Annotated in this window: 5 protein-coding genes; 3 read left to right on the top strand and 2 right to left on the bottom strand. The window is 37.9% G+C overall.

The genetic code is table 11. The annotated features are described in order from the left end of the window. Positions 1-44: 44 nt before the first annotated feature. Positions 45-794, bottom strand: a complete 750-nt coding sequence (locus JHJ32_RS22175) for a hypothetical protein (protein WP_200122839.1) — start codon at positions 792-794, stop codon at positions 45-47. Positions 795-817: 23 nt separating this feature from the next. Further along, on the bottom strand, positions 818-1,891 hold the full coding sequence (locus tag JHJ32_RS22170; protein ID WP_200122837.1) for a tyrosine-type recombinase/integrase: 1,074 nt from the start codon (positions 1,889-1,891) through the stop codon (positions 818-820). Positions 1,892-2,100: 209 nt separating this feature from the next. Here JHJ32_RS22170 and JHJ32_RS22165 point away from each other — a divergent pair, with 209 nt between their 5' ends. The 3 genes from JHJ32_RS22165 to JHJ32_RS22155 form a co-directional block, all read left to right on the top strand. Then, positions 2,101-3,942, top strand: coding sequence for a serine/threonine-protein kinase (locus JHJ32_RS22165; RefSeq protein ID WP_200122828.1), 1,842 nt, complete (start codon positions 2,101-2,103; stop codon positions 3,940-3,942). 388 nt (positions 3,943-4,330) lie between these two features. Beyond that, positions 4,331-7,720 (top strand): helicase-related protein, encoded by a 3,390-nt coding sequence (locus tag JHJ32_RS22160; RefSeq protein ID WP_200122821.1) that lies wholly within the window; start codon positions 4,331-4,333, stop codon positions 7,718-7,720. Beyond that, positions 7,720-10,976: N-6 DNA methylase (locus JHJ32_RS22155; RefSeq protein ID WP_200122819.1), on the top strand; the 3,257-nt coding region annotated here is incomplete at its 3' end. The genes JHJ32_RS22160 and JHJ32_RS22155, both read left to right, overlap by 1 nt.

Genomic DNA, 10,976 nt, shown 5'->3' with positions numbered 1-10,976 from the left:
AACCGGAGCGGCTTGGTCATGTTCGGGGATTGAACGGGTCGGGGTCAGGCTTGGTCTGCGGGGACGATGCGGAATAGCTTCCTGCCATCCGGCACCTGCGAACCCTTTATTGGGGCTTCGTCCTTGCCCACGAAATAATTGCGTGCCGTATCCAATGGGATTTCCTTGCCGCCGTGGTTGAAGTATTTCGCCACCAGTTTGTAATACGGGCTGTGGTGGTCGCTTTTGAGCAGCGACCTCCCATTGGGCAATCCCACTTCGCGCAGTTGCTGGATGAGGTCGATCAGCGTGGGCAGGTAGCCGTCCTCAACATACACTTTCTGTGCAACCCCGTATTTCGAATGCGCTTTCAACTGTTCTTCCAAATCCTGTATACGGGCTTGGAGTTCGGCTATCTTTCCGTCTTTTTCTTTCAGCAGCACATCGTTAGGCCGGATGTTCCATTTATCGCGTGTGCCGAGGTATTGCTGGAATTCGGTAAGTTTCCCGATGTTTGACAAATGCCGGGGATGCTCGGATGAGAACGGGTCCTTTCGCTCGAAATATTCAATCCGTTTCTGCACGATATACCACACGTGGGCAAGGAACTCCTTTTCGGCTCCCTGCCCATTGGACAGGAAATAATTCAGGTGATAGGTATAATAGTTCTCAAATTCGGTTTTGTCCAACCCATATATTTTGAGCAAAAAATGGTTGTTGCCATACCCCCTCTTCAAACCAAGTATGTTGCCTACATCAAATGGATGCGGGGAAAAATCGAAGCGCTTTCTGCTTTTGAAGTAATTTAGTCCCATTGTGATAATCCTTAAATCTGTAGTCACAAAATCCTGTCCAACGGACTTTTGATTGCATTCAGTTGCGCATTGCCGACTTTTGCATAAAGCATCGTGGTCTTAATGTCATTGTGACCAAGTAGCTGCTGTATGAATGACATGTCAGTGCCATATTCCAGTAAATGTGTGGCGTAACTATGCCGCAAACCGTGTATCCCTATCGGCCTGTTTACCTTTGCGGCCTTCATCGCATTCTTGAACACAGCTTGGACACTGCGGACGGAATACCGCCCTCCGTACTGACCTTCAAAAAGATAAGTCTTGGGGCGATACGCTTTATAATACTCCCGCAGCAAATCCAGCACTGCGGTAGGTAGCGGTACATACCGGTCTTTCTTACCTTTGCCCGCTTCGATGAGTACCTGCATCCGTCCACTGTCGATGTCACTCACTTTCAGATTGACAACCTCACTTACTCGCAGCCCCATTCCGTAGCACAGTTGCAACATCAGCAAATGCTTCCGGTTTCGTACCGCGTCGAATATCCGTTTTACTTCCTTTTTGCCCAACACCTTTGGCAAAGTGGACGGCTTCTTCGGACGTGGGATTTCGGCAAAGAAGCCCGGTTTATGGAGCACCTGTTCAAAATAGAATTTAACGGCGTTGAGCCTGCTGTGCAGCTGGCTTTCCGAAATCTTCAATGTATTGATGCAATAAAGGATGTAAGCACGGAGACGGTCGTAGCCCAGCGAATCAACGGGCACGTCTTTCACCACATACAGTAACTGTGCAAATTCGACCATGTATGTCTTTATGGTGGACGGACTGTAGGCTTTCATCTGCAACACTTCTTTCATTCGTTGCAACTCCCGTGCATTCACGGGTGACAATTTGGACAATACCCCTTTGCCAACTGGTGGGATTTCCATCCCAAACAGTGTCCGGAAATGGGCGTTGTCCGGCACATACCAGCACTTTTCAGACCTGCTCCACCTACCTTTCAGCGATTTGACCAAATCAATCTTTGCCGGGTCGTATTTGAAATCCATCCAAATGACTGCGGCATCCTTGCGCCTGCCGTCCCGAAAATCAAAACCAGAAAAATCAACAACTTCCATACTGCGTATTTTGTATTATCTGCCAAAACAAATCTAAGAAAGTTATACAAAATGCGCAATATACAAAATCTGATAACACCAAAGCAAGACACTTAAAAACAACTATTTATAGGGGCTAACAGAAAAGCACTTGGCATCCTTGCATACAGAAGATTGTTGCGTATATTTGAGAGTTATGTGGCATTTTAAAACGACACCGCACCGCACGAATGACAGAAACAAAAAAGACAATTGGTGGAGAATATAAAGTCCTGAAACAATTTGGCGGGGCTATGGGACACGTTTTTCTAGTTGAAAAAGAAGGAATTCCGTTTCCTTTTGTTTTAAAAAGTTACCAAGACATAAAACCACACCTTGAAGAACTTTTTTTGACTGAAGCAAAAAATTGGACTTCTTTTGGAGTTCATCAAAACATCGTAAAGACACTTTTCGCAGAAAAAATTGAAGGAAGAATTTTTGTTGCTGCTGAATTTGTTGAACCGAATGACAATGACGAAAATAGACTAACAAGTTACATAGGAAAAGATATTCCTTTAGCGTTAATAATTAAATGGGCAATTCAGTTTACTTATGGTATGAATCATTGTCTTGGTAAGGGAATGATTGCACATTCGGACATTAAACCTCACAATATACTTATTGACCGTGAACTGAATTTAAAGGTTACTGATTTCGGACTGTCTAAATCTATTTTAAATGACGACAGAATTGGAGGTGGAACACCACTTTACTATTCGCCTGAACAAATTTTTCAGCCTGACAGAATAGACCACAGAAGTGATATATACAGTTTTGGGATAGTGCTGTATCAACTCATTACAAAAGGAAACTATCCTTATGTAATGTCAAGCCCCGACATAAGACAAGTCCACCTTAAAGAACCTGTGAAATGGATTAACCATCCACTTTTTGAGATTTGTAAGAAGTGTATGGAAAAGGATTTATCTAAAAGATACCAGCAATTTCAAGAACTTTTTAAAGATTTGTTATCTGTTGCTAAAGAGAACTCAATTGACATTCCTAAACAAACTATAACCAAAGATGATAAATTAGAAGAGCTATACATTCTATCACGTTCTTTATCTGCTATTGGAAATAAAAAAGGTGCATTACAAGCAATAAACGAATATTTACGTTATCAGCCTGACCATTTTACAGCTTGGTCACAAAAGGGGCGACTTGAATATGAATTAGGTCAACTTCAAAATGCTTTAGAAGCAACAAAAAAATCTATTTTTCTATATCAATACAATCCAACAGCATTAAATAATCTTGGAGCAATTTATTTAGAACAAGAAAATAATAAAGATGCTAAAACTTGTCTATTAAGAGCAGTTGAACTTGACCCAAATAACAGTGGAGCATTGATGAACTTAGCAAATACATTGGTTGAAACAGGAGATATTAGCGAATCAGCACAATGTATTTTACGTTGTTTTGAACTTACGCCTGAAAAGCTATCATTACACATAAATGCAAAAAATCTTCTTCCTAAGTTTGTTCAAAACCAACTATTCGAGTTCGCATCAAAAATTTACACAAAGTTGGCTGACTATTCAGACCTGACAATTAACGAATCTTTTAATGCAGCAATGTGTTGTTATCAGGTTCACGACTTCAAAAATGCTATCAAATTTTTTAAAGTTGTATTAAGCAACAACGAAAATGACGGAGAAACAATAACTAACTTATCTAAATCATATTTCTTCATTGGCGACACTTCAAATGCTATTAAATATGCGGAGTTACTAATTGACAGACAAATTAATCCTGCACAAGGAATGTCAATGAAAGCACAATATTTACATCAATCAGGACAGTTCAATGAAGCCGTTTCATACCTTGATAACATATTAAAAAAGTATCCTATGACTGACTACTTATGGTTAACATTGGGTGACATCTATAAAAAAGAAGGACAGACAGACGAAGCATTAAATTGCTACTTGAAAACGAGACAAATTAAAATTCAAAAAGGAGCAAATATGAGTGACAAAGACTTACAATTTATTGACAACAAAATCAAAGAAACCAGACAAAACGCCACATAACATCGGTTTTGCGTAATGGCGGGTGACGGATTTCTATTGAACATTTGTGCTTAACTGGACGATAATAATTCTAATCAACGGCAGTGCTAAAATGCCGCCACTACGCAAAGCCGTGAACCGTTGGCAGCAAGTGTATTAAGACAGCGACACGACAAACAAACGACTGACAGAAACAGAAAAAAGTAAACCATTTTGACAGGTGACCAAAGACATAGAAACGATATTACAAACGGACAGCGAGTAAGCCGACACTCATTGCCGACCCTATGTTTTTTATTTTTTTCCCACCCACATTTTTTAAAAACAATTTTATGCCAGCCCGCAAGTGGCACATTTGGCTTTGCCCCACCTCACAAGGACTAATAATAAGAATGAATAAATTAGCCATATGATTTTAGACAACGAGAACGAAAACTTAAAAGTCCACGAATGGATTACAAAATATACCCAGACAGGGAAACTTTCCATCGTGACAGGTTACTTTACTGTTGGTGCATTGGCTTATTTATCAAAGGAAACAAAGGACAAAATTGATGAATACAAATTTATACTTGGTGACATCGTAAGCTTTGACTTTGACAAAGACAGAGCACTTGACCTTTTAAACGAGGACATCAATATTGACGCATCATTAAAATTGAGTAAAGTTGCTCAGGAAGCGGTTGCTTTTTTAGAGCTTGACAAAGTTTTAGCAAAGACACTTGAACCTAACTTTTGCCACGCAAAAGCATACTTATACAAACACAACGACAAAGACCCACAAAAGGACTATTACATTTCAGGCAGTTCTAATTTAACAGAGGCAGGAGTTGGTTTAAAGACAACCAATAATGTGGAGTTGAATATTGGCAGTTTTGGTTCAGACCCACAATACAACGAGTTAATAAAATGGTTCGACAGCTTGTGGTCAAGACCACAAGCCCACGACTATAAAACCGTTGTTGACGGCAACGGTGGCGTAAATCGTATTCCATTCAAGAAATATCTTATTGACGAAATCAAAAAGATTTTCACAGAGTATTCGCCAAAGCAACTTTATTTCAAGGTGCTTTTTGAATTGTTTGGTGACGAACTACTACTTGAAAAAGACAACCCTGAGTTTAACCGACAAATCGGACGACTTGAAAATACTGTAGTTTATAATTCACTGTATGAATTTCAGCAAAAAGGTGTTTTGAGTTTGATTAAAATGCTTCAAAAATATAATGGAGCAATTTTAGCCGATGCAGTTGGTTTGGGTAAAACTTGGACTGCTTTGGCTGTAATGAAATTCTATCAATTGCAAGGTCGTGAAGTGATATTAATTTGTCCTAAGAAATTGCAATACAATTGGAGAATATATCAGAAGAATCAAAACTCAAAGTTCGAGAAAGACCAATTTGAATATTTCCTAAGGTTTCATACTGATTTGACAGATGACCTAATGGAAAAATACCACGACAGAGCAGACAAACTTTTCATCAATGAAAAGCCCAAACTGTTTGTAATTGACGAAAGCCACAATTTGAGAAACGACAAGTCGAAGCGATACAAATTCCTTGTTGACCAAATTCTTTCTCAAAACGAAGATGTAAAAGTATTGATGCTTTCAGCAACACCAATCAACAATTCGTTGATGGACATCAGAAATCAATTTAAACTCATTGTAAGTGGTAATTCAAAAGGATTTGAAGAGTCTTTGGACATCAAAAATTTAGATTATACTTTCAGAGCAGCACAAAAAGCATTTAACGAATGGACTCAAGAACCCGAACCAAAAATTGGAGAGTTCATTAAAAAATTGCCGCCAAACTTTTTCAAACTGACAGATTCTTTGACTGTTGCCAGAACTCGTAAAATGATTGAGGGACATCAAGATGGTTTAGAATTCCCAAAAAAATCAAAACCTGAAAATATTTTCGTTACGCCTAAGCAAATTGGCAACTTTGAAAGCTTTGAAGAATTGTTTGACCATTTCCCACCAATGCTTTCAGGTTATCAACCATCATTTTACATTGAAGAATTTGAGGATGCAGATGTTTTACACGATGAAAAGCAACGTGACCATTTCTTGGTGAAAATGATGTATATCTTATTGGTAAAACGATTGGAATCTTCTTGGTTCTCTTTTCAATCAACTGTTGAGAAGATTTTAGCTCATCATCAAAATGCACTCGACAGAATCAAGCAATATCAGGAAACTAAAAAGGAAACAGGATGGAACGAAGCCCAACCATCACTTTTTGATGATGATGATATTTTGGCTCAAATTGAAGAAATTACTTTGGGCAAAAAGCGTAAAACACGCTTGATTGATATTGACCGCTCAGGCAACATTGAAAACTACAAGAAAGATTTAAAAGCAGATATTGAAGCATTGCAATTGTTGCAATCTAACTTGATTCAATTTGAAAGAAAAATTTCTAAAGAAATTAAGAAGCCAAGAAATCACAGCAGCGAAGATGATAAGCTGGAAACACTGATAAACCGAATTGTTAAGAAAAGACAGTCAGGTGATAATAATGGTAATCCAAAAGTTTTAATCTTTACCGTTTACAAAGACACAGCTTTTTATCTCTTTGACCAACTGAAATCAAGAGGTTTTGACAAAGTGGCTGCAATAAGTGGTGATACGTCTGTAGTCTGGGATGAAGAGGGAGAAACTAAGCGATACGAACCCATTTTAGAACGCTTTGCTCCTTTCACAAAATTGTTTAGAGAGAAAGAATGGCAATTTGAACCATCAAACAAAGAAATTGACCTGAAAAAGCATTTTGATGAATGGCAACTTTGGATTGCGGAGAACGACAAACGGACTTATGAAAAACTGCAAAACCCTATTGACATTCTGATTGCTACCGATGCATTAAGCGAAGGACAAAACTTGCAAGATTGTGATTTGGTAATCAATTATGATATTCACTGGAATCCTGTTCGTGTAATTCAGCGAATGGGTCGTATAGACCGTTTGGGTTCACCAAACACAAAAATATTTGGCATTAATTTCTGGCCATCAAACAATATCAATTCTTACTTGAATTTGCAAGGCAGAATTGAACAAAGAATGGCTGCAATGAAATTGGCAGGTTCTGAAGTTCATTTGGATTTTTCCGACTCTTTTAAAGAAATGGCAGAAGATGAAAATCTGGAGCAAAAGCAAAAAGCAAGAATGTTGGAGCAAATGCAATCTTCTTGGGAAGAAATTGACACCGAAAAATCTTTAGGATTTGATGATTTCTCTTTGGAAACGTTCCGTCAGGAATTATTGGAAGAACTGAGAAAGAATGAACAGTTTTACAAATCACTGCCAAACGGTATTTACACAGGTTTCAAAGCCAATCAGGAAGTTTGCCCCGAAGAAGGTTTAATTGCCTTATTAGGTTATCCGAGCAAACCATCAAAGTCAACAAACTTTGAATACAAAGGATACGAACTCATTTACATTGACCATTCGGGCAAATCGGTTTTCTTAAACCAAAAAGAAGTATTGGACGCTTTGGCAAAACACAAAGATGAAGTTCGTTTTGTGCCAAAATCCATTGACCAAGGCGAGCCAAAATCCATTGAACATTTATCGGCTGCATTATCTGCTTGGTTAAAAAGTCAGGCAACCGAAGAAGAAGTGCAGGAAGATGGAACAGTAAAACAGAAAATGGGAAAAGCTTCACTTGATATGTTGAACAAACTGAAATCAGGAAGCAAAACCACCATTCAGAAACTAAAGGACGAAGGCTCTACTTCGCAAAAATTCAATAAAGAAAATTTCGATTTAATCACTTGGTTTATTATAAGTAAGTAATGAATTCAATCTCAAAATTCCATAGCGAACCATTCATAGATGCCCTGAAAGCATTTTTTGAAGAACTGAAAGTGCCAGTTGATTATTTGGCAGACGAACCCGCATCAGCAAACGACATTTTAGGCGAACGCTACAAAGCTAATAACGAAGCACATAAACTCATTGAAGATGTATTTGCGTTGGGTATGGTAAACGATGCCATTTTTGAAGGCACTGAAACATTCAAAAATTTAGCTGAAGTAAAAAAACTGAAAGCCGATTATGACGGCTTGTTGCTTTTTGGTGTGAAGTTGAAAAACAGAAAAGACGGCTTGCCTATCACTAGAAGTCATTTAGCAGAAATTACAAGAGCGTTCAACCGCACTTTTCCTTATACGCCAGTAACCATCATTTTCAAATACGATAACCTGATTTCGTTTGCAAACAGTGAACGCATACCTTACAAACAAGAATGGAGAGAAGGTGAGAAAATTGGAAAGGTTTCATTGCTTAAAGACATTGATACACAACAGCCACACAGAGGACATTTAGCTATATTAAAACAATTGGTAATTCCTACAGCAGGCAACAAAGCAGTAAAAAGCTTTACCCAATTGTATTACTACTGGCAATCGGTTTTCTCTATTTCAGTTCTTAATAAGACATTTTATGAAGACATCATCGCTTGGTTCAACAAAGCAGTAAAAGACATCAAGATTCCAGACCAAACCGCAGGTTCTGAAAAACACAAAGATTTTACGGTTCGTTTGATTGCCCGATTGATTTTCATTTGGTTTTTGAAAGAACTTAAAGTGGTAAAAGATGATTTGCTACTTCCTGAATTTGAAAACGGAGAAGAAAACGACCTGATAAAACCCAAAAGCAAAGGCACAGCTTATTATAAATTCATTCTGCAAAACCTTTTCTTCAATGCTTTGAACAGCGAAAAGAAAGACCGTGCTAAGAAAGTGTTTGATGTATATGCAGCCAATTTTTCAGACGAACAGACTATCAAGGATGCTATTTTCTTTTCGCCATACTTGAATGGTGGTTTATTTGATGTGCATCCAAATGATTGGTGTGAAATTGATAGAAATGGAAATCACATTGTAAATAATGCGTTTTCTGTTCCTGACAATTTGTTGTTAGATACAGATAAAGGTTTAAACAGTATTCTTGCTCGTTACAAATTTACCATTGCAGAGAACACACCACTTGAAGAAGAAATTGCAGTTGACCCTGAAATGTTGGGTAGGATTTTTGAAAACTTATTGGCAGAACAAAGCGATGACACCAAAGAAGCGGCACGAAAAAATGCAGGTGCCTTTTATACGCCTCGCCCAGTAGTTTCTTATATGTGCCGAAGCACATTATTGAAACATCTTGACACTGAAATAAAACCCGAAAACAGCAAAACTATCATTCACAAACTTTTGGAAACAACCGTGCTTGACCCTGCTTGTGGTTCGGGAGCTTTCCCAATGGGTATGTTGGAAGAAATGATGCAAGTGCTTACTACCGTTGACCCCGAAGGAAAAGTGTGGGTAGCAGAAATGATGAAGTCAAAAGACGAGCAATTCAGAGAGCATATTTCTGAAATGTTTGCAGATGGACAAATTCGATATGTAAAGAAATTGGGCTTGTTGCGAAGTTGTTTGTTTGGTGTGGACTTGTTGGAATATGCCATTGAGATTACCAAACTCCGTTGTTGGCTTTCATTAATTGTAGAACAAAGAGTTGACTTCTCAAAAGAGAATTACAATCTAAAACCCCTGCCCAACCTTGAGTTTAAGTTTTACAAGAAAAACTCATTATTGAGATTTTATAAAGACCAAAACATCAATCAACTTATTGATACAATTGATAATGAAAAACTTTTGAATGAATTGGTCAATCTCGAAAACCAATACTTCATTGCCAAAAGCGACCGACACGGAACCAAAGAAGAAATAAAGGAAAAGATAATAAAACTTCTTGAAAAGGTTGTTGATAGTAAATCAGATGCAGTAATGAAAGAGCTAAACGCTGCTCAAAACAAAGTGAATTACCTTGTGAGTAATAGTGCATCAACAACTGAAATCAACAAAGCAAAGAAAAAGGCTGAAACACTTTCAAATGAACTAGGAGAGTTGGCTGTTTTCCGAAATTCTATTAAGGATTACTTTATAGAAAGAGTAGTGTTCCCTGGTATATTCAATAAAGAGAGTAAAAATCCTGGCTTTGATATAGTTATTGGCAATCCACCTTATGTAAACACCAAACTCATTAGCAAAATGGGATTGACTAAAAAACTGGAAGAGGAGTATGGATTTTGCGATGATTTATACAACCATTTTACTTTCAGGGGGCTTGAATTACTCAAAAACGGAGGAATTTTAAGCTATATCACATCTGATACTTTCCTAGTGATTATGACCAAAGAAAATATGCGTAGGCTATTTATTGGTGCTGGAAATAAAGACGGACAAATACAATTTGAAGAAGAACGCCTTTGCAAACTTCTTGAAATTGTAAATACACCCAAGGCATTTGCAGCAATGGTTGACACAGCCATTTTCACACTTTCCAAAGTTAAGCCAACACCAAAAGACCAAATGAACTATATTGATTTGCGTTTCCCCAAGGCGGAAACATTTGGTATATCGGAGGCAGAATGGGAAAGCATCAAAAAAAGCAGTGAGAACCTTGCTGGTTGGGAAAAAGTATTAAATACTGCTTTTGGCGAATTGGGTAGAGATGGCTCAAAAGAAGTTAAATGGGTTTCTTCGCATTCCTGTGATGATAGAGCCGTGTTAATTGATGAGCATAGTAAGCTAACTAAATATAGAACAGACCTTTTTCTTTATCATAACTCCTTAAACTATTCCATTTTCCCACCTTCTAAATACAACTCCGACCTGTTTGACAAAATAGTAAAACCCGTATGGCCAACCTTTAAACAATGGTGGCCTAAAGTGGAAACGAGTAAAAAAGTTGAGCAAAATCGAACTGAAATTAATCGCTATCTCAATAGCTTGAAACCAAAATCATATACTTTCTTAGGTGTTTTAGCTGATGGAGGTGTTGGGCTACAAACGGGAGATAATGGTAAACTAGTTGGTGTATTGAAAGGCACAAGCACAGCGGATAATGTATTTGAAGCTCGTCCAAAAAAACTTTTTAATGCAATCGAAGCAGAAACGAGTATCAAACGAGCATTTCCTGAATTAAAAGACATTGAAAATATTGATGATGTAAAAGACTATTTGAGAAAACTTTCAGAATTAGAAATCAGAGA

Origin of the sequence: Parapedobacter sp. ISTM3, assembly GCF_016533505.1 — a bacterium.
Lineage (GTDB): Bacteria > Bacteroidota > Bacteroidia > Sphingobacteriales > Sphingobacteriaceae > Parapedobacter > Parapedobacter luteus.
Note: the sequence above shows the minus strand (reverse complement) of the source record. Positions and strands in the feature narration are given on the sequence as shown.